Raw genomic sequence first — 26,998 nt, 5'->3', positions numbered from 1 at the left:
ATGACGAAAAGCTACAAATCATTCGAAAATGCAAAATAAAAAGATCGCCTCTATTGCAAGAGACAATCTTAAAGGAACTCGCACAAGTAAGTTTTGAACATAGTGAAATAACTATCCGCAGTATAAATATCATTTATACCCTGTATCTAATATATATGTTTGATAGCACGTGCTTTTTTCACCTTGCGTAAACCTAACCACCATAGGAATATCATAAAAGGGATGATAAATAAAATCCACTTTTCTTGTACTAATTGTTGTGCTATTAAAATGATATAATCGTATAATCCATGTAGCATAAACGGGGTCAACAGAGACAGGATTAACCATTTATTTTTGCTCGTTTCCTCGGAAAAACGTGCCTTACCTAAATAATACCCCATCACAACCCCTAGCAATGCATGACTTGAGACAGGTAACATCGCTCTCATAATTGCTGTCTCTACCCCCTGCGCAAATAAATATAATATATTTTCGACAGTTGCAAACCCTAATGAAACACTTACACCGTAAACAATTCCATCATAAACCTCATCGAATTCTATATGTTGATATACTGTATAAAATAATATGAACCATTTAATAAATTCCTCAAGTAAGCCTGTTACGAGAAATGAATCAATAAAATTTGAGCTGATATTATATTCTTCATGAATTACATATTGAATAAACATAATAGGAAAAACTAAGATTGCGCCAAAAATAAAAGATCGTACAACCATAGATATAGGCTCAACCTCATAATCATCTTTTAAATAAAAATAACATAACAAAGCTAGGCCAGGAGCAATACCTGCGGAAACAACCGCTATCATCATCTGTCCTCTTTTCTTTTTAAATGTTAAATGTATCGTACCATGATAAACTATATTTGAAAATAACATCCATATACATTTTCAGGTGTTAATTGGAAAAAAGATGAAGCATTTAATTTTTCACTTGGGATGATTTAATTACAGGATAGTAAAGGTTAGACTTATAGAAAATTGAAATATTTTTATTCTTAAAAGGGAGTGTATTAAGTGAAAAAGATATTAATTATTCATACTGGTGGTACCATTTCTATGAAAGAGGATGAAAAAACAGGCAATGTTGCACCTGATGAAATAAACCCATTGCATGATAGTACACCATCTTTATCTGATATCGCACAGGTCCAGGTAATAGAACTATTTCATCTTCCTTCACCTCATATCACGCCTATTGAAATGCTACAGCTTAAAAAACAAATTGAAGAGAAAGTAGTTAGTGACTGTATTGAAGGCGTAGTTGTCACACATGGAACGGATACATTAGAAGAAACCGCGTATTTTCTTGATTTAACTATACAAGTTGACGTGCCAATTGTCATTACAGGTGCGATGAGGTCAAGTAACGAAATTGGTGCAGATGGTTTATATAATTTAATTTCATCAGTTAAAGTTGCATCAAGTGAAGATGCTAGAGGGAAAGGTGTGTTAGTTGTTCTGAATGATGAAATTCATACTGCCAAAAATGTTACAAAGACACATACTAGCAATATTGCGACCTTCCAAAGTCCACAATATGGTCCAATTGGCATCGTTACGAAAAGAGGGGTGTTTTTCCACCACATTCCTTCTAGCCGAGATAAATTTTCTATCAAAAGCATTCAGAAGAACGTTGTATTATTAAAAGCTTATGCAGGTATGGATGATTCAATATTTAACGCGATTAAATCAATTCAACTTGATGGCTTAGTTATTGAAGCATTAGGTCAAGGTAACCTTCCCCCTAACACTGTAGGTAGACTACAAGATCTTATTGAAGATAACATACCAATCGTGTTAGTTTCTCGCTGTTTCAATGGGATTGTACAAGATATTTATGGATATAAAGGTGGTGGGAAAGAATTAAAGAATCTTGGTATTATCTTTTCTAATGGACTAAATGGTCAAAAGGCAAGAATTAAATTGATGATCGCTTTAGAAGTTACTAACAATCATGAACAAATTAACAACTTTTTTTCATAAATTAAATCGCCTATGCCATTAAAGCTAAATCATTTTTAATAATGCAATTAATCGATAGTCTACAAGAGAGCCTTTAACACGTATAACCACGCAGATCGTTTCTTCTATAAAACGGTGGCTTTCGTAAAAAGATAAACATACATAAGAAAATCAGGTGGAATAGACTCTCCACCTGATTAAAGATACTACATAAACTAAATACATTTAACCCTGTCTATTTTTTTTAAGATATGATGCAATTTGTTCTCCATGAAAACGTCCATTTTCTATAAATATTTCATTTGCGTTATTTCCAGCTGCTATGACACCTGCCACAAAAACACTTGACACGTTTGTTTCCATCGTGTCTGGGTGAAAAACAGGTCGTCCAGTTTTCACATCTATATCTATTCCGATATTTTTCAAAAATGTATGATCTGGATGATAGCCTGTCATCGCAAATACAAAATCATTTTTTACACATTTTTCCTCATTATTAACATGATAAAATACTTTATCTTCAGTAATTTGTGTAACGTGAGCTCCAAATTCCATCTTAATAACACCATCTCGAATTAAGCCATCGAATTCTGGCAATATCCATGGTTTAATACTATTTGAGTATTCATTACCTCTATACAACACTGTCACTCTTGCACCAGCTTTAACAAGCTCAAGCGAAGCATCCACCGCAGAATTCTTGCCTCCAATAACTACAACATCCGTGTCAAAGTAGGGGTGAGCCTCCTTAAAATAATGATGTACTTTTTCTAGTTCTTCGCCTGGTACGTTCATGAAATTTGGATGGTCATAATATCCTGTTGCAATGATCACATTTGTTGTCTCATATATTTGATTAGAAGTAACTACTTCTATAACTCCACGGTTACTTTTTGAAATTTCAGCTACTTTTTCAAATGTATTCACTCGTAAATTTTTTCTAATGACTACTTCTCGATAATAAGCTAATGCTTGGTTTCTAACTGGCTTACGGTTTTCTGTTATAAAAGGTACATCTCCTATCTCCAACCTTTCACTAGAACTAAAAAAGGTTTGGTGTGTAGGATAATGATAAATTGCATTAACAATATTACCTTTTTCAATAATAAGTGGAGAAAAACCCTTAGATTGTAGCGATATAGCTGCCGCCAAACCACATGGTCCACCACCTACAATTATTACGTCTTCCTTTTGCATGATATTTCACTCCTTGCTGAATATATACGAATACTCACCTCCCTGCCCATTAGCTCTGGAGGTACAGTTTATGAAGTACGTTATTCAGTTGATATGTCGTTAATTCTTAAAGGGATAGATGGTTTAACTAGACAACTCGTGATGCTTTGGATCTGCGTACAGAATCACAGATTCCAAAAGCAAATCCCCTATCAAAATGATAGGGGATTTTATAATTACATGCAACGATATTTACACTAACGTTATTAATTATACATATTTTTAAATTTTGGTTGACCTTAAATCCAGCCACGAAAGCGTGAGGCTTCCGCCATTTTACGAACGCCAACCATATATGCAGCTAGCCTCATATCGACTCTGCGCGTTTTTGATGTTTCATATATATTATTAAATGATTTCACAATTACTTTCTCAAGCTTTTCTTCTACTTCCTCTTCTGTCCAATAATAACCTTGATTATTTTGTACCCATTCAAAATACGATACTGTAACACCACCTGCACTTGCCAATACGTCAGGAACAAGTAGTATATCACGTTTTGATAATATTTCAGTCGCCTCAATTGTCGTAGGACCATTAGCAGCTTCTACAACAATACTAGCTTTAATATTATGAGCGTTTTGCTCAGTAATCTGATTTTCAATTGCAGCTGGTACCAATATATCACAATCAAGTTCCAATAATTCTTTATTCGTAATTGTATTATTAAATAGCTTCGTTACTGTTCCGAAGCTGTCTCTTCTGTCAAGTAAGTAATCAATATCTAAACCATCTGGATCATAAAGAGCGCCATATGCATCTGAAATACCTACAATTTTTGCGCCTGCATCATTCATGAACTTTGATAAATAGCTCCCTGCATTACCAAACCCTTGAACTACTACTCGGGCACCCTCAATATCAATACCCTTTTTGTTAGCGGCTTCACGTATACAGATTGTAACCCCTTTAGCTGTTGCAGATTCACGACCGTGTGAGCCACCTAAAACTAAAGGCTTTCCAGTAATAAATCCTGGTGAATTAAATTCATCTATGCGGCTATATTCATCCATCATCCAAGCCATGATTTGTGAATTGGTAAATACATCAGGTGCTGGAATATCTTTTGTAGGTCCGACAATTTGACTAATGGCACGTACATACCCTCTACTTAACCGCTCTAATTCTCGAAAAGACATATCTCGAGGATCACAAACGATGCCTCCCTTTCCTCCACCATAAGGTAAATCAACAATACCACACTTCAAACTCATCCAAATTGACAGCGCTTTAACTTCTTTTTCAGTTACATTTGGATGAAATCGAATACCCCCTTTTGTTGGTCCGACTGCATCATTATGTTGTGCTCGATAACCAGTAAAAATTTTAACTGACCCATCATCCATTCTTACCGGAATTTTCACTGTCATCATACGAATTGGTTCTTTTAATAGCTCATAAACTTCTTCAGGATATCCTAACTTATCTAAAGCTTTATGTATTACAGTCTGTGTTGATTTTAGGACATCTAGTTTGTCTTCTTTACCATGCTCACCAGCGGTGTTATTATCGGCTACCATTGATAAACCTCCTAGAAAAAAATCACTTATAGAGGATGTCAAAAAACCGGAAAAAGGCTTTTCAAATATACTTCATAGTATACTGATTCAACGGTTGTCAATGACATGGCAATTATTATGTGCCTACCTCAGTTTCATTTCCGTTCTTTTTATCCCTTATTTGTAACAACACTTTTTAAAGGTTAGTGTCCACCTTTCATGACATAGTATACACCTTCTTACATAGAATGCAAGATGAAAAAAACAAGTTTCTTAATTTTTATACCCAAAAATGTAATCGGTTTCATTTTTGTTTTTTCCACAAGAAAAAGCCTCTTTATTTAAAAAATAAAAAGGACTTTTACTTTTTGATAAAATACTCATAAAGTTGATGTATGGCATTTTCATCCATTAGTAACTTACCGTATTCATGAACACGATGTGTAGTAATCGTTGCAGGATTTCCAAACTCAGCTACAACTGCGATAAAATGCTCTTTATACAAGTCAATTTTTTCATCAAAGTGAATATAAAAACGATTATTATACGAATATAATTTTCCGTCGGTAATGTTTAACAAAAATAGTCGTCCTGCTAACTGAATAACATCTTCAATTGATGAAAACTCATAAAATAAATCATCGCTTTCATCTAAAGTAACCTTCATTTCGATATAGTCATCTAAAAATTCATCATCTACATCCACATCTGCATGGTCTTTCGTTACAATAACGACCATTCCTTGAGCTGGTATGGAGAATATTTCAACTGCTATTGATCCATTTGCTTCAAAACCCAGCTCTTCACTTGCTTCATCAATCATGTCACGGAATAATTGCTGGACTTTTATAGAATCCTGCCATAGATCATCTTTTGTCAAACCACGATCGACTAAATCATCAAATGTTAGGAAAATTTTAATCTTATTGTAGTTCAAACGCTCGAGTCTCATAATCAGCTCTCCCCACCTACACATCCTCAAGTTTCTTATAGTTTATGTTCAATCGAACAAAAGGTTCTTAGATTTAATTATCAGTTTACAATGTTTTGTATAATAAATACAAGCATTTTGTCATTAATTAAGCAAGTTTCTTCCTCATGTATGAATAATACCTACCGGTCATTCATCACATTTTTTTAACGTTATAAGATGTGTTTCAGAAGGAGCTCCTAGCCTTAGTGGTAAACCTGTCGTTCCATAGCCGTTACTAACGAGTATATTGGTTGAATCGACCTTTCTTAATTTGCCTTTTTCATAAAGTCCCCATTTAAGAAAACGTATTTGCCCCCCATGAGTATGTCCACTCAAAATCAGTTTAATGTCATCTTCCATCGTTATTTTTTGGATAATCTTTGGATTATGACTTATCAAAATTTTAAACCCATCTTGCTCAGCGTCTAATAGTGCTAGATCAACTCGATCGCGCATATATGTCATGTCATCGACACCAATCATAATAACCTTCTCACCTTGTGCCGATTCTAAGGTCTCCGCTGTATTGTCTAATATTTTCACTCCGTAATCAAGGAGTAAGGCATCTAAATGGTGATAATCAACTTCATAATCATTATTTCCCCATACGAAATAAATCGGTCCGACTTCCTTTAATTTCTGAAGGTTAGCCTTTACTCTAGAAAAGGGGACACCTTTCTCCATTAAATCCCCACCTATGACTACACAATCAACTTCCCCTTTAACTTTGTTAATAATCTCGTCAGCAATATTTCTACGATGAATATCTGAAATAAAAAACATCTTAAATGAATCTATGCTAGCAGGAAAGGTGTTGAATTCAAGAGTAATTTCTCTCACATTGTTTTGAAACGCCTCATAAAACATATAGCTAATTAAAAATCCTAATAAAATTATTGTGATAACAAAAAAAATCATGTTTCCTCCCTAACGATTTAGCTCAATAACTGAGTTCCTCTTCAAGTCTATTGAGATCATACCATAAATCACAGCAAAGCATAAATAAATTAATGATTGCCAGTACCCCATATTAAATAACAAGTAAAAGCTAGGTAAAACCGCGTAGGATAAAGCAATATCAAGAAAAGAAACTTTATTTTTTTTGAAGATTAAATAAGTTTGTTCAATAGCACTTCTTATTAAAAAGGCATTACAAATAAAACCTACAAAAAAGCAGATCATTGCAGCAATGAACTTTAACGGATCAAATATAAGGTTGTTTAAAAGTCCTGACAAAGTCACTGGAGATTCAATTGGAATCCAACGAATAAAGACATAGCCACATAAAAAACCGGTAATTAAACTCATTATTTTCATTAACATAAAAAAAACCCCCATACTACATTTATGTATGGAAGGATTAAATCATGAACATAGAAAGGCTTAGTCTTCGTATATATCTAGAACGCGGAAACCAGATTGCTCTAACTTCGCAACAAATTTATCAATATTGTCCTTTTTTTCAATTTTCATGACAATTCTTCGAACTAACTTATCTGTCTCGTCAAAAGTGACCAATGAAATAATGTGCTCATGGAAACTCCTTGCTATTTCTGCTAACCTAGCTATTCTTCCTTCAGTTTCTACAGATGAAAACGCAATTCTAACACCAGGTTTTTGCATGCCAAATGCACTTTGGAACTGTTTCAATACATCATAACGAGTGACAATCCCTAAAAATGTTTTATCTTCGTCTACAACTGCTAGCAAAGGAAAATCTTTTAATTGGACTAACGTCTTTTCAAAAACCTCTTCACCTTCTAGGTATGTATCCTGATGAGTAGCTAATTCACTTGCTGTCGTTTTCGATAAAAACTCTTCTTTGCTATACGTTGATTGAAAGTAACTTTCATATATTTGATATCGGGTTAAGGTACCAACATAACTTTCGTTCATTACGATAGGTAGTGCATCAATCTGATGATCATTTAATTTCTTCAAAGCTGTTTGGATAGACTCATCATGAGCTACCGATATACATTTACTTTTTGGGATAAGTAGGCTCTTTACAAACATAAAAAACACCTCTATTCTATAATATCTCTATAATATATTATACTACAAAGAAAATAGTTTTCCTCCTATAAGTATATGTTTTTTTATTCTGTGGGCATGAAACCTTAAAATAAAACATAAAAATGGAATGATACTTTGAAAAAGAATTTAAACAGGGAGGTTATCAATGGTTACTTTTAGAAAATCATATCATCCGTATATTAGCCCACATGATCCGTGTAACCCCATATACGAAAAATATTTCGTTACCCCACCTAATCTATATATAACATTTCAACCAAACCGGCTACCACAATATTCAGCAAAAGAAGCATTAAGAAAAGGAACATTATGGCCTATCTTTTATGATCCATACTATGGTCCAAATGAGGTAGAAGAGCGGGGAGAATCACAATGAATAAACAATTACCCGAACAATTTTATTCACTGATGGAGGAACTGCAGTCGATAGATTTTGTGCTCCTTGAATTATCTTTGTACTTAGATACACACCCTGGAGACTATGAAGCAATTCAACAATTCAATCATTATGTAACAAAAAAACACCAAGTAACAAAACAACTTGAGCCTATTTACGGTCCTTTGCAACAATATGGTAATAGCTATGCTGGCTACCCATGGAATTGGAACGAATCTCCTTGGCCATGGCAAATATAACAAATGACATAAGTTAAAAGGAGTGTGTTCTTACGATATGTGGATATATGAAAAAAAACTACAATACCCAGTAAAGGTTAGTACATGTAATCCAGTACTTGCAAAGTACCTCATTGAACAATACGGTGGTGCAGATGGAGAACTCGCTGCTGCACTAAGGTACCTCAATCAAAGGTATACGATTCCTGATAAAGTTATCGGTTTATTAACCGATATTGGTACTGAAGAATTTGCCCATCTAGAAATGATTGCAACGATGGTTTATAAACTTACAAAAGACGCTACTGTTGAACAATTGAAAGCAGCTGGTTTAGGTTCACATTATGCAAACCATGAAAAAGCTTTGTTTTACGAAAACTCAAGTGGTGATGCATTTACGACATCCTATATTGCAGCAAAAGGTGATCCGATTGCTGATCTATATGAAGATATTGCAGCTGAGGAAAAAGCTAGGGCAACTTATCAATGGATTATCAATTTAAGTGACGATCCTGATTTGAATGATGGATTACGTTTTTTGAGAGAAAGAGAAATTATTCATGCGCAACGTTTTCGAGAGGCTGTAGAAATATTAAAAGAGGAAAAAGATCAAAAGAGGTTCTTTTAGCTAATGACTTTAACTCATTAGCTATTTACTTTCATGGTATAAATTTATATCGTATTCTGTCTGCATTAAATCAAAAACTCGCTCCCTTTCATGCCATTTAATAGGTTGTGGCCATAGTTCAATACTCTTTCTTATCACTTCACAACGTAAATCATGAAATTCCTTCTCAGCTTTGTCAACCTTCTTTTTATAATAAAGAATTGTACCATACACGGAAAATATGGTGAGCAATACGAATAAATGAATTTCATCTCCTAAGAAGGTAGACATGATCCTACTCGTAGAATAATAAAATGGCTGTACAATGAAAAATAAAATATATAGAAAGAATATGATGCACAGAAATAGTAAAGTATACTGTAGTAGCTTCACTCTTTGTTTCAGAAGTTCAAATTTACGTTTTCTATCAACGAGATGCTGAAGCAATTGTTTTGTAACTTGATCTGTATTTGTATGTAATTGCTTTATTTTCTCCTCAATCATAACCACCCCCAGCTTACTATACTCCTATTCTATTAACTTGGACAACGTATTATGCCATTACTATATTAACATGCTGGAGTTTCAAATCATAAAGGCGCTTTATCCTTTATGGTTTGAAACGAGCTACTTAAAAGGCTCAGAATAGCTAGACAAACCAAAGAGGCAATAAACCTTACCTTCCTGACTAGTAAGCGTGTTAATATGCACTTTCTTCTGTAAGTAGCTATGCTTACATGAGCCCAAAGAGAAATATTCAATGGAACTAAACATTATTTACCGTTTCACTCAGTTAAAAAGTGAAAAAAACAACAATTGCGAAAAGCGCGTCAAAGAAAAACGAAAGCACACTTATTTGCTTTCGTTCTGTCTCGTAGGTATAAGAAGTTTCTGCCCTGTAAATATACTATTTCCTTGTATATTATTTGCTAGTTTAATGATCTCAATTCCAGATTGACTATTAAAATATTTCATTGAAATGCTAAATAACGTTTCGTCATTTTTTACATAATGTATGATGTAAGAATTACTATCTATTATTTCGGTCTCTTGTTCGACCCCATTTTCTATATTCGTTTCGCTAGATGCATGATTAGTGTTGGTGTCTTCTTCAACACTTTCACTTTCTATTGGATCAGGTTGCTGAAAGGTTTCTTCGTCTTCCACATTCTCTCTGTTAGGGGATTGGATATTCACTTTCACAGGACCCTTACTATTTGTATCTATAGTATTATTAGCGTTTCGGTATGCAATACTAAGGATTACAATGGGCAATAAGATAAAAAACAGAGCTAATAAACGAATAATCGGGTATTTAATTCGAAATTTCGTTTTCTTTTTTGTTCCTTTATGTACCTGACTTCTCGGAGGCAACACTGATTTTTCTAAACTTTCCTCTTCAGCATTTGCAATCCTGTCCCTTAATTCTTCAGCTTGATCATGCAACTTTTCATTCTGATTAGACATACCAGTCACCTCTTACTATGTCTTTTGCTACTTATATAATTTAGTCGCAATCTAACGGCTAATATAAAATCTATTAAAAAATGTGCAAAGGTTGTAACAAATAAGTTATTTGTCTTTAAAAACATATATCCTAATAAAAAGCTTAAAAATATAACTGAAGTGAATAGAACCCACTTTTGAAGATACCGAAAGTGTAAAAGCGCAAATATTACACTAGCAACTACAATGCCAAAATGAGTTTGTATAACACCTCTAAATAATAGCTCTTCTGAGAAGGCAATGACGATAGTTAAAAAGAATATATGCGGTATACTTCGATGCTGAAAAATTTTTTCATTTAGTCCACCATCATCAATTAGCTCATTTGGTAAATATTTCATAAATAGCAAGTCAGTTATAATTACAAATAACGCTATTCCACCACCATATAAAATGATTCGGAAATCGAATAAGTTCCATAGTTCTTTGAATGATTTGAAATCTGGAAATAGAAAAAAACCAAAAATAATTGCGGCCACAATCATTAATGTTTGTGTTGCATACAAATGAAATAAAATTTCACGATCGTCCATATTTTGTAATAAACGTTGTTGCCTATTATTTATCATTTATTTTCACTCACTTTAAACATTCGATTTAGCTCATTCCTCCAATGAAATGGTTTAGGCTTTGTAACCTCAGATTTTTGATAAAAATTGTTTATATGAAATGAGCAATTATCACAGCAACTAGGGGGTTTCTTTTCTAGCTTCTCGCAAAAATATGCCAGTAAATGTTCTCTTCGGCAATCGTTACATTCAATCCATTCCAGCATTTTATGTAACTTCGAGTATTTCTCTTCAATTCTTCTTTGTACTTCTTCATAAATTACACGGACGATTTCACCCTTATCGACATGACTATTCATCAACTTTGGAAGCTGCATGATTAGATGCTTTAATAATCGCCACTGTACTTCTGTCAAATGATATTTGTCTATGATGTTTATATCATGTTGTTTATTAAAAGTGGCAACGATGCTTATCTTCCCTGTCTGATCTAAGTAATCAACTACTTTGCCAACCTGCTTAACTGTCGGAAACTCATGTTCGATAATGTTTCTTTGTAAATTGTCATCACCAACGGTATGAAGTAGAATTGCAATACTATTTTTACCATCACGCCCCGCACGACCTATTTCTTGAACATAAGATTCAAATTGGCTTGGAAAATGGAAGTGAATCACAAACCTGATATTAGGTTTGTTAACACCCATACCAAATGCACTCGTACAACAAATAACATGTAATTGATCGTGGAGAAACTGTTGTTGTATTAACATACGCTGTTCTTGGTCCATACCACCATGATAATAAGCGACTTCAGTTATTCCTTCGTTTAATAATCTTTCTGCTATTATTTCAGTCCAATTTCTACTAGAAAAATAAATGATTCCTGGTCCCTTCAGAGAACGAATGAAATGTAGGAGCTTGTCTATTTTTTCTTCAATGGTATTAACTTTTTCAACTAATAAAGAGATGTTTGGGCGGTCTACAGAATAAATATGCATCTTCGCATCATGTAAGTTTAAAGATCTTTTAATATCTGTAATTACCTCGTTTGTTGCTGTTGCAGTTAATGCCATGCAAGTTGGATTACCTAACAATTCTTTTATTTCACCTAGCTTAGAATAATCTGGACGAAAATCATGTCCCCATTGTGATATACAATGGGCTTCATCTACAACAAATAGTGAAATATTGATGTTCTTTAGCGCTGAAATTATATGAGGTAATTGCAGCATTTCCGGAGAAATATAAATAAAGCGAAAACTAGCTATATCTCTAATAGCAAGGCGTTTAGCACCCGTTCGTAAAAAACTATTTAGTGCGATTACTTTTTTTTCACCATTCATCCTAAGCTGTTGAACTTGGTCTTCCATTAGAGATACTAATGGTGAGATGATTATAATACTGCCACTCAACATATAACCTGGTAATTGGTAACAGATTGATTTCCCCCCACCCGTTGGCAGCATCCCTACAACATCATTTCCAGCTAATATATCCTCAATGATTTCCCTTTGACCTGTTCGAAATGTTTGATATCCAAATCGGTTATTTAATTGTGTTTCCAACTTCATTTACTCCACCACTTTTAGCTAAAACAAGACGAATTTCAAAATATGAAAAGGTTGAATTTAATGCCTGTTTAATAAGCTTTAATTGATTCGTTTGCAACTCCCTTATTTGGGCTTGAATGAGTGCTACCTTATTTGTATTAATAAACGGTTCTATACTAAAATTTTCAATGTTATGGGCAATCTCAACAATATGATCCTCAATTGTGCTCTCTTTTAAATCCCTTATTTTAGAAATTTGATCTATTGATTTCCCGTTGTTAATTAAAGCTAGCGTTTTCCGAGCAGAAACTGTTAGTGGATATGGAAAGTTAATATCAACAATCATCTTAGCTAAAATAGGCACTTGAGTTTTGTTTTGTTCAACTAAATTAACCATTTCATGTAATATAGCTTGAAAAGTAAGAACAATATACGTTTCATCTTCACGATACATTGTTGATAATTGTTTATATGTCAGACCTATGCGGTCAAAACTTGATAGCCTAAGAACAAAAAGGTTCGCTTCTTTTTCTGACAACATGGAAAGTAATAGCTCTAATTCATTAACTATATTATTTATCAGCACTAATTTGTTTCCTTGAAAGTGGTTGAAAAAATCCTTGACCCATTTTTGAACACTTTCGTTCGTCTGAATAGGTGTATATTGCTGATTTTTATAAGAAATATTTGAGAGCACCTGAACAATTAAGGTTAGTCTTTTCCAAAAATGACTAGCCACATTGTTATACTTCCAACCGTCAAGCTTTTCTGGAAATGGACTTTCCAATAAATATTGTGCAACTATTTTTTCACCAGCTATTGTTACGACAAAATGATCGTTCTCAATTTCTCTAATGTAATTTTGTTCTTTTAATAAATGAACAGCTTTTGTAACTTCGTGTATGGAATGATCCGGTAAGACTGAAAACAAATTTGATAATTGGTATAGCTTACCATCATGAATTGTTTGTGACGATTTTTTGCCTTTTAATAGATGGTGCACGGCAGCAACAGATCGCTCACCTTTCAATTTCTTAAGACAGTATAAAACTACTACAGAAAAATAATTGAGAGTTTTCATATGATCACCTAAGATAAATAAACTCAAAATGAATAGATATATTTATTTTAGCAAATATTGAAGAAGTAATGTGAACTATTCTCGTCAAACCTCTATAAAAAACGTCTTCATTACTGATTATGACTTTTATTTAACAAGCTAGAAAGCCTTATATGATAAGTATTCTCAATGACTTTTCTATTGAAAAGTTTTTAAAACAGTTTTACAATAGGAATGAGCAACTCATTTCCATTTTATGAGGAACTAATTTATTAATAGATAACTTTGGGAGGTATTTTGATGGCAAAGTACACAATTGTTGACAAAGAAACATGTATCGCATGTGGTGCATGTGGAGCAGCTGCACCTGATATTTATGATTATGATGATGAAGGTATTGCATTCGTAACATTAGACGATAATCAAGGAATTGTTGAAATTCCTGATGTTCTATTAGATGATATGATGGATGCACTTGAAGGATGCCCTACAGATTCAATCAAAGTTGCAGACGAAGCATTTGATGGCGATGCATTAAAATTTGAATAGCATAATAAAAAAGCCCTCTGACAAGTCAGAGGGCTTTTTACTTATGCATTATGCAATGCTCTTTGCTGTTGTTCTAACCAAGTACGCATTCTTGTGAAAAGGAGTAAAAATACGATCGTTATAACTCCTCCTTTAATCAAGTTAAACGGCATGAATGCAACAGCAATTAATTTCATTGTTTCTAAATTGGACATGGCAGGGTAACCTAAAAACATCGTATATGCTGGTAAAATAATAAACATATTTAAAACCGCCATCATTAACGTCATTACAATCGTTCCTACAATTAATCCAAATGTTAAACCAGTTTTTGAGTTATATTTTCGGTATATATATGAAACGGGTAAAATGAACAATAATCCCGCAATAAAATTAGCTGCTTGCCCTACAGGTACACCTACTGCACTACTCATAAAGAAATAATGTAAAATATTTTTAATTGCCTCTACAGTAATTCCTGCTGCTGGCCCAAAAACGATGGCTGCAATTAAAGCTGGCACTTCACTAAAATCGATTTTCAAATACGGTGGTATTCCTGGCAGTGGAAAATCAAGCATCATTAAAATAAATGATATACTGCTTAACACCCCTACTGTAACTAATTTTCTAACGTTGTTCTGTCTTCCCATGTTCCTCTCTCCTTTTCGTCTTTCAGTCCACCCCACGAAAAGCGGAAAGGTTCTTTTCGATACCAACAATAAACCCCCATGCAAGAGGCATGAGGGTTTTGAATGAAAGGTATACTTAATAAGCTGCACTTAAGGGTATTCTTGATACTTGCCAGTTCCTTTTTGATCACATAACAAATAAAGCTTACAAAAAGGTATGGACAACCTTAAGACGTAGCTAGAACCTCCATCTTCTCCCATCCAGACTATACTGTCGGCTCTGGAATCACACCAGATCCTGCTATTATGAATAGCTCGCGGGCTTAGAGCTTGAATATGTTAAAAAAATCACTCATCACCGCCGGTCGGGAATTTCACCCAGCCCCGAAGATAGACCTATTAAATTTTTTATACACCAATTATTATACCTCATATGACCTTATTTGTGAATCATAAAATCTTTAATTCAAACATTTCAGTTTAGTAATAAATCTACGTATTATAAAAAGCTCTATGTGTACTCTATATTAGTTCCTTGCATGTGAAAATAAAGCTTTGTTTAATAAAACGCTTTCAATTTTTTGACTATTTCTTATTCCATTGACATGGGTACTTTATTATGGTAAATTATCAGAAATTTATACACATTCCAGAACTTTAGGAGGATTCTTACATGTATCGCATTCTTGTTTCTGACAAAATGAGTGAAGAGGGGTTAGCCCCATTATTGCAGTCAAATGATGTGGAGATTGTTCAAAAGAAAGCTAGTGAAGTTGAAAATGAATTACATGAATTTGATGGATTGTTAGTTCGAAGTGGTACACAGGTTACGAACGACCTATTAGCAAAAATGGACAACTTAAAAATCGTTGCCCGTGCAGGTGTTGGAGTAGACAATATTGATATAGATGCTGCGACAAAACATGGTGTCGTTGTTATTAATGCTCCAGATGGTAATACTATTTCTACTGCTGAGCATACATTTGCTATGATGGCATCATTAATGAGACATATCCCTCAAGCAAATGCAACAGTCAAATCTGGGGAGTGGAATCGATCCTCTTATGTTGGAACAGAATTGTACGGTAAAAATCTAGGAATCGTTGGTTTAGGTCGAATAGGGAGTGAACTCGCTAAACGAGCGAAAGCTTTTGGAATGACAGTTCAAGTATTTGATCCGTTTTTAACGAAGGCACGTGCCGAAAAAATGGGTGTTATATCATCTTCTCTCGACGAATTATTACGAACAGCTGATATTATAACAGTGCATACGCCTCTAACAAAGGAAACCAAGGATCTCCTTAATACAGAAAATTTGTCTAAAACAAAGAAAGGTGTGTACCTTATTAATTGTGCGAGAGGCGGAATCATTAATGAAAACGACCTTGTACAATTTATAAAAGATGGCCATGTAGCAGGTGCTGCACTTGATGTTTATGAGGTCGAACCACCGACCAACCCTCAGCTAATACAACTAGAGCAAGTAATAACAACTCCACACTTAGGTGCTTCAACGAAAGAGGCACAATTGAACGTAGCAGCTCAAGTTGCAAAAGAAGTTGTTCAATATTTACAAGGACAACCTGTATCATCTTCTATTAATCTACCAACACTTTCAAAAGACGTATTTGACAAAATTAAACCTTTTTATGAATTGGCGAAAAAAATGGGAACGATATTATCGCAATGTATGCATGAGCCTGTAAAAGAAATTTCAGTTGCCTATTCAGGTAGTGTTGCAGACTTAGAAACAGATTTTATTACTAAAAGTTTATTATCTGGATTTTTCAAACCAAGAGTTGATTCCACTGTTAACGAAGTTAATGCGTCAATGATTGCTAAAGAACGGAGTATTACTGTTGGTGAAAAGCTGATTTCTGATACAAATGGTTACTCAAATAGTATAACTGTAACCGTTCATGGTGAAGATAAGTCATTTGAAATTAAAGGTACGAATATAAAAGATTACGGTCCAAGGATCGTTAGCTTAAATCGTTTTGTAATCGATTTTCATCCTGTTGGAAATCTAGTATATATACAACACACAGACAAACCAGGTGTCATTGGTAGAGTTGGTAAAATATTAGGTGACCTTGAAATCAATATTGCAACTATGCAAGTTGGTAGAAAAGAGGTTGGTGGAGAAGCGATAATGATGCTATCATTTGATAAACCGCTTGATGAAGAAATGATAGCTACACTAGCTACTCTTGATGATATCGTTTCTATAAGAAAAATAGATCTGTAATGTTATAGATGATAGAAGGAGCATACGCTCCTTCTTTTTTTGAGGACCTGATCTCACTCGTGAAACACGTTATCGCAACAACGATTAATCGCCTAGTGGTACTTCTTTTCGCTGACCTTTTTGAAAGGTTGTAAGTGTTTTATATCCAACATCTCTTGCTAATTTGATAGCCTGATCAAAATCTCGCCCAACATCTTCAGGTACATGAGCGTCCGATGAAAGTACAATTGGAATTTTTTTATCAAAACACATAGTTAATAAGCGTGGGTCAGGATATAATTCCCCAACAGGCTTACGAAGACCCGCTGTACTAATTTCCACACATGTTTTAGAATTGGCTAAAGCCGATGTAGCACGATCATATTGTTCAAGTAGAAACTCTTCATCAGTAGGTACGTATTTGAAAATTTTTACTAAGTCTAAATGACCGACGATATCAAATAAATTTGACTGTGCTAACGTCACAACTTGATCAAAGTATTTACGGTATGTATCATATAAATCTCTTCTGTCCCATTCTTTGCGATATTCAGCCAAATCAATACCGAAATCACCTACCCAATGAATCGAACCAATTACGTAGTCAAAATCATAGCTTTGTATAAAAGCTTCCATTTCTTTATGCTTGTTAGGTGTATAATCCATTTCAATAGACATTTTCACATCAATTCCATCATTCCACGCATCATGAAATAGCTTAACATAATCATCCATATCATAGTAACGGCGCTCATCAACCCAAGGATTACTCAAAATATCTTTTGTTTGATAGAAGTGATAAGCGTGCTCTGAAATACCAAAATGTTCAATCTTTTTCTTAGCTGCTTCATCCGTAAATTGCTTTAAATAATCGATCGTTAATGTACCTTTTTCTAAATGATTATGATAATCTGTAAGCATGTGACTGTTCCTCCCGCATGTTTTTTCTCATTATATCCTGTCAATGAGCGCGGGACAACAATAACATTATTAGTATAAACGCATTGCGAAAACTTTGTTGCTGTTGTCAATATATTTTAACGACTTTGAGAGATATAATGCACCATTAACTTAACGAGGAAAAAAGATTCCTGTTTATTTTTCCATACTAAAACAGTCTTAGGATATAAACCGTTATCTTCCTGAAACGACTAACACTTGTGATGGATAAATGACATCCTTCGTAAGTTGATTTGACTTCTTAATTTCGTCAACTGTCACATTTAACTTAGCTGCTATTGCTGGTAAGGAATCGCCCTCTTTTACAACATACACTTCTTCACTATTAGGATATAGTACGATCTCTTGGCCAACATGAATGATATCCGATTGTAAATTATTCCATTGTTTAATAGAATTAATCGCAACTTCATGTTCTAAAGCAATTTTCCAAAGAGAATCATTTTCTTCAACTTTCACAGTAATCTTCTTATCAGGTTTAGGCACATCTTCATAATTTAGTAGCTGGTTTCCAATAATTATTTCAGAAGACAGCTCACCATTTTCAACATCAATTGTTTGCCATTCAATGATTTCATTATTAAATTCCATTTCGGTTATTAACCGCTTATAATTACTAGCTATTGCTTCATTAGACAGCCTTTTATTTTGCTGTTGAGGAGATTTTAATACAGATAAGGGGTCAATTGCATTTGTCTTAGCATAATTCCATTCTCCGACGTGTATTTCAAAATGTAAATGTGGGCCTGTTGAACGACCTGTACTTCCAAGTTCGCCTATCTGTTGCCCAGTTTTCACTTCTTCTCCTTCAACAACATAACGATTTTTCATATGTGCATAAACGGTCTCAATACCGTTATTATGTTTGATAAACACAACATTTCCATATGTATTAGAATAATATGATTTCAGAACAGTACCACTAGCAGCAGCCATAATAGGACTCCCACTTTGGCCAGATATATCTAAACCTTTATGTCTGCCATTCCGAGCAGTAAAATTATCTGTTAGCTCACCTTCAGCAGGCCAAACCCAATTTTTTGTAAGTTCTTCTATTGACAACCCTTCAGCTTTTGCAATTCTCCCTCCTACAAATAATAACCCTATACAGAAAGCTATCATTAAGACAACGAATAAGCGTCTAAAAAAATCTAACATTTTTGTTAGCCTCCCCATTAATATATCGTTATCTTATATATGAGGACTTGGACAAAAATAGAACAAAAAGAGAGATGAAAAAACATCCCTCAATCTTCTAAATCCATTAAATTAGGTGCCACTGGTACTCGATTTTTTGCTAACAATTCTACATTACCTATTGAAGAAATATTTGCTCCAGGAAATGAAACAGTTTGAATATCAAATTCACGTGCAGTTAACATCATTGCATCAATCATTATTCTATACTGCTCGGAATCACTTAGTGCCGTTGTTTTTGAAAATTCAATATTAACATGAGTTCCATCACCACTAGACTCAACAGCTACAATTTCTACACCTTCAGGTATAGAAGGTTTAAGATTATACTGCTTATTCACTACAGTCATACTTATCAATGCTTCTTTTAAGCTACTAAACGATTCTTCAGTAGGAGTTAAAAATGTCGGGTATTGTTCATTTGCTTGGTATAGAAGATATGCTTTCTTGTTTACCTTCTTAATCTCGCTGACAGCTCCCATATCTGTATGACCAAATTCAACATCTTGCCCCTCTGACATGAATTTGGCGGATTCGATACCCATCCATCTAAATGTTTCAGAGACACTTTTGCTTAATATAGTTTCTTCAGACGTTCCCGTATCTTGTACTTGATCTAGTTGTGGAATATCAACAATAATCGTTTTTCCTACTTCATTATCATCATTCACTTCAATTATAGAGTAGTCGTTAAGAGCAAACTCTGATAACCCCCACTCTTCAACTGGTAATTGTAATTTCATACTTTCCATTAATTCAATACTTGATTGATTCGTATTATCACTTAAATAACTAATTGGAATAACATTTTGCATATTCTTATCAGGAATGGCAAAGGTAACGAGTGTTTTATCATTTAATTGCTCTTCAGTCACTACAAAACGACTATTTTCAATCTTTGGTGAAATGATATTAGTTTCATTCGCTATCGATTTTTCACTTGCCTCTTCAACACTTTTTACTTCTCCTGATTTCTTCGCCTCAGACACGCTATCTCGAAGTTCTCCAGTAGTAGCTTCTTGTATTTGTTCATTTGCTATAGATTTATCAGTGCTCTCCTCGGTAGCCTGATTATTAAAGTCATTCATTATTGGTTGCAGCAGTATAAAAACAATAATCATAGCAGCAGCTGTTGCAAAGCTAGGTAAAATCCACATTACCTTCCTTTTGTTATTTACAGATGAGGATACTTGGTTATATATGGATAACGGATCACGATCGTCCTTAATTGAAGGCATCTTCCTAAGTATTTCTTCAATCCGTTCTTCATTCAACTGTGATTTTTTCATGTATGTTACCCTCCTTATCTGCATACTCCAACATATATCGTTTTAACACTTTTAGCGCACGATGTTGAGTTGTTTTCACTTTACTCTCTGTCCAATTTAACGCCCCTGCGGTTTCGGAGATAGATAACGACTGCAAGTACCTCATGACAATCACAAGTCGCTGATCGACAGTACATTTGTCAAGGCACTTGTACATCAGCTGAATCTCCTCATTTTGAACTGCAATTTCTTCCGGAAGAGGTGTTTGATCTCTTACTGGTTGTTTATGCCAATCAAAAGAGTCTATAATCTTTTGCTTCCAGCCCTTTTGTTTACGAAAATAATCGATCGCAACATGTCTTGCAATTGAAAACAACCAAGTTTTTTCACTACTGTTTCCTTCAAATTGGTCCGATGATTTCAACACTTTTATATAAACCTCTTGAACAAGATCTTCAGCTTGTTCCTTGTTGCGCACCATATAAAACAAAAATTGAAAAATATCTTGATGATATTTCTCATAGAAGTTCTGGAAAACGGTGTTCATCTCTTTCCCCCCGTTTCAATGTATTTGACGTAACTTTCACTTAAAAAGTTACAACCAAATTATATTACAATTATTAAAAATACCTGTCTTTGATAACTACACTAATCATTTTAACAAAAAGGAAGAATTTTTGAAGTAAATTCTTCCTTTAATGGTATTTGCTATTTATCTTCTTTCTTTACATCTCTTATCTTTCTTTCTTTAAAAACAATCGCGCTTCGTTCATACTCTACATCTTTCACTCCGTCACGAGCATTAATTACACGTGCAATTGCAAAAAAATAATCAGAGAGTCGATTAATATATTTTAAAACATTATCATTGATTTCATCTTGCTTTTGTAACGTCACAATCTTTCTTTCAGCTCTCCGGGCAACTGTTCTAGCAATATGAATGGCTGCAGATGGTGCTGACCCTCCTGGTAATATGAACCTTTCTAGTGTAGGGGCCTCCTTAATATATTCATCAATTCGAGTCTCCAAAAATTCAACAATGTCATACTGTACCTTATAAGCCCGCTTATTGTTAACTACAGCTAAATCTCCACCACAATCAAACAGTTCGTGCTGAATTTTCTCTAATTCACTATATATATCAGCGAATGTTTCTTCCTTAAGTAAAGTCATAGCTTGTCCGACAAAGGAATTCAACTCATCTACTGTTCCGTATGCATCTACTCTAATATGATCTTTATCCACTCTACCACCAATTATACTTGTTTGTCCTTTATCACCTGATCGTGTATATAGCTTCAAAGTAATCTACTCCTCTTTATTTTATTCTTTCACTTATACCACACCAAATTCTATCAACTCTAATAGATTGTTGCACAATATCTTGATAACACCAACCTACAATATCTCGCCATAGACGTTCTGTTTTTTCAATTGGCACAAGACCTTGAGTAATATCTGTACCGATAAGGATAACTAGATTTTCTTCAGACTCATTCTCCCAATCTAACCATTGAGTAATTTTCTCCTGCCAGAAACTACGCAGCTGATGATCTACACAATGATCGATGGATTTTTTTATTAGCGCTTCTACTCCTTCGATAACTACGATCGAAAAACCTTTTTTTATTTCACTTGTCTCGTCATCATATCCACATATCCAGTAACAGCTTTCTTTATTTAGTAACTGATATGTTTCCACTACCCATTTCCGTTTTCCTTGGAAGGCACCTCCACATACAAAATGCATTGTACTTCCCCCTCATTCGATTATAATATGTAGTAAGAAGCATAAAGCCAACAAATGAGCCATAACACCGTTTCTGTCCCTTCAACAAAGGCACCTAATGTATCTCCTGTCATGCCCCCAAAATGCTTCACAATAAAAGCTCTTCCTCTAAAAAAAAGAAAGAAAGATGCGAGCATTAATATTACTGTAAATAGCAATGAGGTTAAATGAGTGAAGAAGTATAGTAGTACTAAAACCAAGATAACAGTAGCATAAACATAATACTTATCAGCTGATGTTAGATGCTTTTTAAATGCAGCCGCCATTCCTTCGTGTTTTGCAAGTGGTGTTGTAACAAGCAAATACACCATAAACGTTCTAGATAAGATGGGTATAACTAGTAAAGCGATAGTTATGATAGAGGAACCCATAGATTCAAAGATGAATAAATAACGAAAGCCAAATAAGAATAACAATGAGATCACAGCAAAAGCACCAACTCTAGCGTCACTCATGATCTCTAGTCTACGATCTTTATCTTTATACGAAAAAAATGCATCACTACAATCCATCCATCCATCAACATGTAGTCCACCAGAAAATAAAACTGAGAAAAACATAAGAAATAATGCCATCATCGCGTTTGATATCGGAAAGTAATTAAGGAATAACGTATGTATACTTGCTAGTAAAATACCTAAAATAAGACCAATAAGGGGAATAAATCGGACACACCATCTTCCACTTTTTGAATCCCATTGTATGTTTTTTTGAAAAGGAATAGTCGTAAAAAATTGAATTGCTAATAAAAAGCCATTGATGATTCTCAACGTAATTCCCTCATCTCATTTTTACTCTTCATTAATTGAGGAATGCCAAATTGAACAAAATAAGCTTCGTCACACGCTTGAACGATTGCTTGGTGAAGGTTACCAAGCACATACATATACATATAGGACCCCTTATCTGAAGCTACCCCACTTGAAAATAATTCATTGGATACAATGACAATATGTTTACATTTTTCATTTAACATATAGAACGTGCTTAAAAGCTGTTGTATTAATTTCTTACCATATTCTTCACTCGTCCAATTATACCCTTCTCTAAACAATTCATTTGCTACTAAAATCGTCAAACAGTCAATTAAAATAAGATTGCTACTTGAAAAATTAGAAATAAGCTTTTTTATATCGTATGGTTGTTCCCAAAGTATCCAATCGCGGTTTAAAGCTATTCGATCTTGTTTATGTCTGCTAATTCGTTCAATCATTTCTGCATCCACAGCTTTTGACGTAGCAATATAATGAACTTGTTCTGAATCATCAGCTAATCCTTCAACTACTTTCTCAGCAAAACTGCTTTTACCGCTTCTCACACCCCCAGAGACAAATATCATCATTTGTTCTTCCACCTCTTTAAAACTTCAAGCAGAAAGTCGTTCTCTTCTGTTGTCCGTATAGCTAATCTTATATACATACCATCAAGCCCTGAAAAGTTGTACGTGTGTCTAGGTACAATCCCTTGCCTCAATAAATAGATTAGCAGATCTTGTTGATTATTATATACGGGGTCTTTCAGCAAATAATAATTTACAGTGGAAGGAGAAACATAATAATGAAGCTGTGCTAGGTGTTGGAATACTCTCCTTCTCTCTTCATCAACCAATTGTTTTGTCTTAGTAACATGAGCTTTATCACTTATGCATAACACACCTAAATGTTGAGCGACCCCGTTTACACTCCATGGTGGCTGTAGCGTCTTTAAACGTTCTATTATATTTTCACATGCAACCACATAGCCTAATCGGATCCCTGCTAGATGGTACATTTTAGTCAGTGAGCGTAAAATAATAATATGACTGTATTCGTTGATATACTTGATCATTGAAATTGAAGTTTCACAAAAATCGTAAAACGCCTCATCGAAAATGACTGTTGTATGATGTATCCTTGCATAATCAATAATGTCGAGTAGTATAGCCTCATCTATTATAGTACCTGTAGGATTATTCGGATTGCAAAGAAACATCACATCAACTTCTCTTATGAGAGCTTTAAGACGCTTAATTTGAGGTTGCCAGTTATTAAATTCATTTAATAGAATCGATTGAATTTGACATGAATAAGCGGTACAAGCAGTTCGATATTCTGAAAAAGTTGGCTCTAGTAATCCTACCTTCTTCCCAGCAAACAGTTGGGATAATAAATAAATACATTGGGATCCACCGTTCCCGACAAATAGTTTTGAAGCTGGAATATTCTCACTGTGGGAAATAGCCGAATATAGTTCACTTGACTCAATATCTGGGTATTCAGTGACAAAGTGGAAGCTCTTGTTGAATTCATTTTTTAAGGCGATAGGAGCTCCTAAAGGATTAGTGTTAACACTAAAATCTATTATGCTTTTTGGAGGTACGATATTAAATGCCTCGTACAGTTTGTTAGGGTTAGCGCCATGTGATGGTACTCTCAATGAACATCCCTCCTAGAACATAGAAAATAGTACACGCAATAACAGTTCTGATCATCACTTGATTTGCCTTATCTATATGCTTTACAGTCAGTGTAACGATGGGGTCACCCATTGTCGCTCTATTTGATGCCACACCCTTATAATAGTTAATTCCTCCTAACTGAACACTTAATATCGAAGCCATCGCCGCTTCTAGCCAACCACTGTTAGGACTGGGATGTTTGCTAGCATCACGAAATAAGAGTTTCATACATTCCTTTAATGATTGCTTTGCCAATGCTACATTAGCAACAACCATTAATATTCCAGAAATTCGACTAGGCACAAAATTTAATAAATCATCAAATTTCGCTGCCGCCCAACCAAATTCTCGATAGGTTTCATTTTTATAGCCAAGCATTGAGTCACACGTATTTGCTGCTCGATACATTACAGCTAAAGGGCCACCTCCAAGTATTGCGAAAAATAAAGGGGCTGTAATTCCATCACTCGTATTTTCAGCTACAGTCTCTACGACCCCACGAACAATTTCTGATTCTTCAAGATGAATCGTATCTCTTCCAACAATCCAGCTTAATTTCTCTCGAGCTAAACCTAGATTTTTATCAACTAAAGGTAGCTTAACTTCAACGGCGGCTTCCTTTAAACTTTTCGTTGCAATTGTTGTGAAGATAAAAAGTGCCTCAACAAGCATGCCAATGACCCAATGTAACGAATATAGGTAAAATATAACTGCCGCAGAAATGACTGTTGCAAAACCACAAACAACTATGACTGTTATTACCCCTTTGCTTTTTCTAAATTTACCTTCATTAAGCGCATGATCACACTTCCTAATCATCCAGCCAAAACCTCTAACTGGATGGGGAAGCCACTTTGGATCTCCTATTACAAAATCTAAACCGAGAGCAATAATAATTGCACAGATATGCTCTATCATTCATGACCACTTCTTCTTGTTTTATTATTTTGAATAGCTTTCCTTGTCGCTTCATACACAGTATGCCCTATCGCTTTACCCACTTGAGTAATAGATCCTGCATATTCTATAAGCTCTTTCGTCTGAGATGCTGCAATGACAATACTATCTGTCGAGGTTCCACTTGCTATAGTTGCTGACAATGGGTCTATTATATGTTCATCATGGAGCGCTTTTGTCTTTGCTTCAGTAGCTATCATTATTGCTTGTACAAACGCGGCTTCCGTAAGTCTTCCATCAACAAAAATCATCATATTAATCGTCCCTGGATAAACCACTTCTTCTTCCCTATACATTGCTCTACTCACATCAACTGCATTTGAGGTACCTGCGGTTATGACTGTAAATATGCTAAGATTGTTAACATTAAGCACTTCCGTAGCTACATCTTCTAATGTTGCTGCAGTCATCATACCGATACAATCAGGACTATTCATACTATGGCTTTGAAGAAATGACGTCATATCTTGTCTTGGACTATTACAATTATAATTTTTGTGGACGTGACGGTTTACAAAGGTGCTTTTCCAACCGATTCCATCACCAATTATTGAAGAAGAGAGTGTTTTAAATGGTTGTTTAGTCTGAATAACAATCATTTCTTTAGTTAAGTGCATTGATATTTGTGACATTAACCCATTTTCTTGCGGTAAAGTAGGTAATTTAGGGACGAGTGATATTAGTGTTTTCGGTACTGTAGAGTGCTCACCTACTGTTAATTGTGTTCGGTATACGTTCGTTAAATCTTTTTCATTCAATACTTTATTAGGTGCGTCCATTGCAATCATTTTTCCATTATTAAGCAGCAGAATTTTATCACAATAAAAACTTGCTAGATTCAGGTCGTGAAAAATAGCAATGACAGTTAAGTCTGATGTCTCAGACCATTGTGATAAAGAATCTAGCAAATGTATTTGATACGATATATCTAGATGATTAGTCGGCTCATCCAACATGAGTATTTCAGGCTCTTGTGCTAATGCACGGGACAAGAACACTCTTTGACGCTCTCCACCACTTAGAGTCGCTAAGCTCATTTCCTCCATCCCTGTTAAACCAGTTAGTTGAATTGACTTTTTTACAACGTTCTCATCTTCATCGGTCCACTGAGGAAATAACCCTGTTTGGTGAGCATATCGGCCTAATTTAACTGTTTCCTGAACGGAATAATTAAATGAAGCTTCAATTGTTTGAGGTAAAACAGCAATGATTTTCGCTAGTTTTTTTTGCTCATATTTTGTTATCGACTGGCCTTTTATCCTTATATCACCTGTATTAGCATGTAACATTCCACTAATTAATTTTAATAATGTTGTTTTACCACTGCCATTAGGCCCAACTATACCTATAATTTCTCCTTTTTTAACAGTGAAGTTAATATCATCCAGCACCTTTTTTTGATTATAATGATAACTAGCTTCCGTTACATTAATCATGACAA

The 26,998-nt window shown here is 34.5% G+C and carries 30 protein-coding genes and 1 riboswitch; of the genes, 6 read left to right on the top strand and 24 right to left on the bottom strand.

Annotated features, from left to right (window positions below; translation table 11 throughout):
- Window positions 1-146: 146 nt before the first annotated feature.
- The gene (gene prsW / locus V1503_RS17040; RefSeq protein WP_320257027.1) at window positions 147-815 is read right to left on the bottom strand and encodes a glutamic-type intramembrane protease PrsW; all 669 of its coding nucleotides are present in this window, start codon (window positions 813-815) and stop codon (window positions 147-149) included.
- A gap of 207 nt (window positions 816-1,022) precedes the next feature.
- Here prsW and V1503_RS17035 point away from each other — a divergent pair, with 207 nt between their 5' ends.
- On the top strand, window positions 1,023-1,991 hold the full coding sequence (locus V1503_RS17035) for an asparaginase (protein WP_410628425.1): 969 nt from the start codon (window positions 1,023-1,025) through the stop codon (window positions 1,989-1,991).
- A gap of 204 nt (window positions 1,992-2,195) precedes the next feature.
- On the opposite strand, the gene V1503_RS17030 is transcribed toward V1503_RS17035, so the two are convergent.
- The 6 genes from V1503_RS17030 to V1503_RS17005 form a co-directional block, all read right to left on the bottom strand.
- Window positions 2,196-3,167 carry a YpdA family putative bacillithiol disulfide reductase gene (locus tag V1503_RS17030; protein ID WP_410628423.1) on the bottom strand — a complete coding sequence of 324 codons (972 nt, stop codon included), beginning with the start codon at window positions 3,165-3,167 and terminating at the stop codon, window positions 2,196-2,198.
- A 278-nt stretch (window positions 3,168-3,445) separates the two neighbouring features.
- Window positions 3,446-4,726: a Glu/Leu/Phe/Val family dehydrogenase gene (locus V1503_RS17025; protein WP_214480069.1), complete on the bottom strand. Its 1,281-nt coding sequence runs from the start codon at window positions 4,724-4,726 to the stop codon at window positions 3,446-3,448.
- A gap of 340 nt (window positions 4,727-5,066) precedes the next feature.
- Entirely contained in the window at window positions 5,067-5,657 is a 591-nt protein-coding gene (locus V1503_RS17020; protein ID WP_410628420.1) for a genetic competence negative regulator, read from the bottom strand.
- 168 nt (window positions 5,658-5,825) lie between these two features.
- Entirely contained in the window at window positions 5,826-6,596 is a 771-nt protein-coding gene (locus V1503_RS17015; protein WP_410628418.1) for a metallophosphoesterase, read from the bottom strand.
- Between the two features lie 9 nt (window positions 6,597-6,605).
- Window positions 6,606-7,001, bottom strand: a complete 396-nt coding sequence (locus V1503_RS17010) for a hypothetical protein (protein WP_214480072.1) — start codon at window positions 6,999-7,001, stop codon at window positions 6,606-6,608.
- A 60-nt stretch (window positions 7,002-7,061) separates the two neighbouring features.
- Window positions 7,062-7,694, bottom strand: a complete 633-nt coding sequence (locus V1503_RS17005) for a CBS domain-containing protein (RefSeq protein ID WP_214480073.1) — start codon at window positions 7,692-7,694, stop codon at window positions 7,062-7,064.
- A 166-nt stretch (window positions 7,695-7,860) separates the two neighbouring features.
- Between V1503_RS17005 and V1503_RS17000 the strand changes: the two genes are divergently transcribed.
- The 3 genes from V1503_RS17000 to V1503_RS16990 are packed head-to-tail and all read left to right on the top strand — an operon-like array spanning window position 7,861 to window position 8,958.
- Entirely contained in the window at window positions 7,861-8,091 is a 231-nt protein-coding gene (locus V1503_RS17000; protein WP_214480074.1) for a spore coat associated protein CotJA, read from the top strand.
- On the top strand, window positions 8,088-8,351 hold the full coding sequence (locus tag V1503_RS16995) for a spore coat protein CotJB (RefSeq protein WP_214480075.1): 264 nt from the start codon (window positions 8,088-8,090) through the stop codon (window positions 8,349-8,351). The genes V1503_RS17000 and V1503_RS16995 overlap by 4 nt, the downstream gene beginning before the upstream one ends.
- A 37-nt stretch (window positions 8,352-8,388) precedes the next feature.
- Window positions 8,389-8,958, top strand: a complete 570-nt coding sequence (locus V1503_RS16990) for a manganese catalase family protein (RefSeq protein ID WP_410628414.1) — start codon at window positions 8,389-8,391, stop codon at window positions 8,956-8,958.
- Window positions 8,959-8,979: 21 nt separating this feature from the next.
- On the opposite strand, the gene V1503_RS16985 is transcribed toward V1503_RS16990, so the two are convergent.
- From V1503_RS16985 to V1503_RS16965, 5 genes are all read right to left on the bottom strand, one after another.
- The gene (locus V1503_RS16985; protein ID WP_214480077.1) at window positions 8,980-9,441 is read right to left on the bottom strand and encodes a YpbF family protein; all 462 of its coding nucleotides are present in this window, start codon (window positions 9,439-9,441) and stop codon (window positions 8,980-8,982) included.
- Between the two features lie 348 nt (window positions 9,442-9,789).
- The gene (locus V1503_RS16980; RefSeq protein ID WP_410628412.1) at window positions 9,790-10,404 is read right to left on the bottom strand and encodes a LysM peptidoglycan-binding domain-containing protein; all 615 of its coding nucleotides are present in this window, start codon (window positions 10,402-10,404) and stop codon (window positions 9,790-9,792) included.
- A gap of 5 nt (window positions 10,405-10,409) precedes the next feature.
- Window positions 10,410-11,012 (bottom strand): CPBP family intramembrane glutamic endopeptidase, encoded by a 603-nt coding sequence (locus V1503_RS16975; RefSeq protein ID WP_214480079.1) that lies wholly within the window; start codon window positions 11,010-11,012, stop codon window positions 10,410-10,412.
- The gene (locus V1503_RS16970) at window positions 11,009-12,526 is read right to left on the bottom strand and encodes a RecQ family ATP-dependent DNA helicase (protein WP_410628409.1); all 1,518 of its coding nucleotides are present in this window, start codon (window positions 12,524-12,526) and stop codon (window positions 11,009-11,011) included. Before V1503_RS16970 ends, V1503_RS16975 begins: the two co-directional genes overlap by 4 nt.
- Window positions 12,501-13,586 carry a YpbB family protein gene (locus V1503_RS16965; RefSeq protein WP_410628407.1) on the bottom strand — a complete coding sequence of 362 codons (1,086 nt, stop codon included), beginning with the start codon at window positions 13,584-13,586 and terminating at the stop codon, window positions 12,501-12,503. The genes V1503_RS16970 and V1503_RS16965 overlap by 26 nt, the downstream gene beginning before the upstream one ends.
- A gap of 279 nt (window positions 13,587-13,865) precedes the next feature.
- Here V1503_RS16965 and V1503_RS16960 point away from each other — a divergent pair, with 279 nt between their 5' ends.
- The gene (locus V1503_RS16960; RefSeq protein WP_214480082.1) at window positions 13,866-14,114 is read left to right on the top strand and encodes a ferredoxin; all 249 of its coding nucleotides are present in this window, start codon (window positions 13,866-13,868) and stop codon (window positions 14,112-14,114) included.
- Between the two features lie 41 nt (window positions 14,115-14,155).
- On the opposite strand, the gene V1503_RS16955 is transcribed toward V1503_RS16960, so the two are convergent.
- Window positions 14,156-14,743: an ECF transporter S component gene (locus tag V1503_RS16955; protein ID WP_214480083.1), complete on the bottom strand. Its 588-nt coding sequence runs from the start codon at window positions 14,741-14,743 to the stop codon at window positions 14,156-14,158.
- A 224-nt stretch (window positions 14,744-14,967) separates the two neighbouring features.
- Window positions 14,968-15,118: riboswitch (FMN riboswitch) on the bottom strand.
- Between the two features lie 277 nt (window positions 15,119-15,395).
- On the opposite strand from V1503_RS16955, the gene serA reads away from it, so the two are divergent.
- Entirely contained in the window at window positions 15,396-16,970 is a 1,575-nt protein-coding gene (gene serA, locus V1503_RS16950; protein ID WP_214480084.1) for a phosphoglycerate dehydrogenase, read from the top strand.
- Window positions 16,971-17,054: 84 nt separating this feature from the next.
- Here serA and V1503_RS16945 read toward each other — a convergent pair whose 3' ends face one another.
- The 11 genes from V1503_RS16945 to V1503_RS16895 form a co-directional block, all read right to left on the bottom strand.
- The gene (locus V1503_RS16945) at window positions 17,055-17,870 is read right to left on the bottom strand and encodes a histidinol-phosphatase (protein ID WP_214480085.1); all 816 of its coding nucleotides are present in this window, start codon (window positions 17,868-17,870) and stop codon (window positions 17,055-17,057) included.
- A gap of 213 nt (window positions 17,871-18,083) precedes the next feature.
- On the bottom strand, window positions 18,084-19,067 hold the full coding sequence (locus V1503_RS16940; RefSeq protein WP_410628403.1) for a M23 family metallopeptidase: 984 nt from the start codon (window positions 19,065-19,067) through the stop codon (window positions 18,084-18,086).
- An 89-nt stretch (window positions 19,068-19,156) separates the two neighbouring features.
- Entirely contained in the window at window positions 19,157-20,395 is a 1,239-nt protein-coding gene (locus V1503_RS16935; RefSeq protein WP_410628401.1) for a GerMN domain-containing protein, read from the bottom strand.
- On the bottom strand, window positions 20,373-20,921 hold the full coding sequence (gene sigX / locus V1503_RS16930; protein ID WP_214480088.1) for an RNA polymerase sigma factor SigX: 549 nt from the start codon (window positions 20,919-20,921) through the stop codon (window positions 20,373-20,375). Before sigX ends, V1503_RS16935 begins: the two co-directional genes overlap by 23 nt.
- A gap of 161 nt (window positions 20,922-21,082) precedes the next feature.
- On the bottom strand, window positions 21,083-21,676 hold the full coding sequence (locus V1503_RS16925) for a cob(I)yrinic acid a,c-diamide adenosyltransferase (RefSeq protein WP_410628398.1): 594 nt from the start codon (window positions 21,674-21,676) through the stop codon (window positions 21,083-21,085).
- Between the two features lie 16 nt (window positions 21,677-21,692).
- Window positions 21,693-22,124: a bifunctional adenosylcobinamide kinase/adenosylcobinamide-phosphate guanylyltransferase gene (locus tag V1503_RS16920; RefSeq protein ID WP_410628396.1), complete on the bottom strand. Its 432-nt coding sequence runs from the start codon at window positions 22,122-22,124 to the stop codon at window positions 21,693-21,695.
- 20 nt (window positions 22,125-22,144) lie between these two features.
- Entirely contained in the window at window positions 22,145-22,933 is a 789-nt protein-coding gene (cobS, locus tag V1503_RS16915; protein ID WP_410628394.1) for an adenosylcobinamide-GDP ribazoletransferase, read from the bottom strand.
- The gene (locus V1503_RS16910; protein WP_410628392.1) at window positions 22,930-23,505 is read right to left on the bottom strand and encodes a bifunctional adenosylcobinamide kinase/adenosylcobinamide-phosphate guanylyltransferase; all 576 of its coding nucleotides are present in this window, start codon (window positions 23,503-23,505) and stop codon (window positions 22,930-22,932) included. The genes cobS and V1503_RS16910 overlap by 4 nt, the downstream gene beginning before the upstream one ends.
- Window positions 23,502-24,578: a threonine-phosphate decarboxylase CobD gene (gene cobD, locus V1503_RS16905; protein WP_410628390.1), complete on the bottom strand. Its 1,077-nt coding sequence runs from the start codon at window positions 24,576-24,578 to the stop codon at window positions 23,502-23,504. Before cobD ends, V1503_RS16910 begins: the two co-directional genes overlap by 4 nt.
- Window positions 24,553-25,515: an adenosylcobinamide-phosphate synthase CbiB gene (gene cbiB, locus V1503_RS16900; RefSeq protein ID WP_410629460.1), complete on the bottom strand. Its 963-nt coding sequence runs from the start codon at window positions 25,513-25,515 to the stop codon at window positions 24,553-24,555. The genes cobD and cbiB overlap by 26 nt, the downstream gene beginning before the upstream one ends.
- Window positions 25,515-26,993 carry an adenosylcobinamide amidohydrolase gene (locus V1503_RS16895; RefSeq protein ID WP_410628388.1) on the bottom strand — a complete coding sequence of 493 codons (1,479 nt, stop codon included), beginning with the start codon at window positions 26,991-26,993 and terminating at the stop codon, window positions 25,515-25,517. Before V1503_RS16895 ends, cbiB begins: the two co-directional genes overlap by 1 nt.
- Window positions 26,994-26,998 lie beyond the last annotated feature (5 nt).

This window comes from Nanhaiella sioensis, assembly GCF_046557775.1.
In the GTDB taxonomy this organism is placed as follows: domain Bacteria; phylum Bacillota; class Bacilli; order Bacillales; family SM2101; genus Nanhaiella; species Nanhaiella sioensis.
Note: the sequence above shows the minus strand (reverse complement) of the source record. Positions and strands in the feature narration are given on the sequence as shown.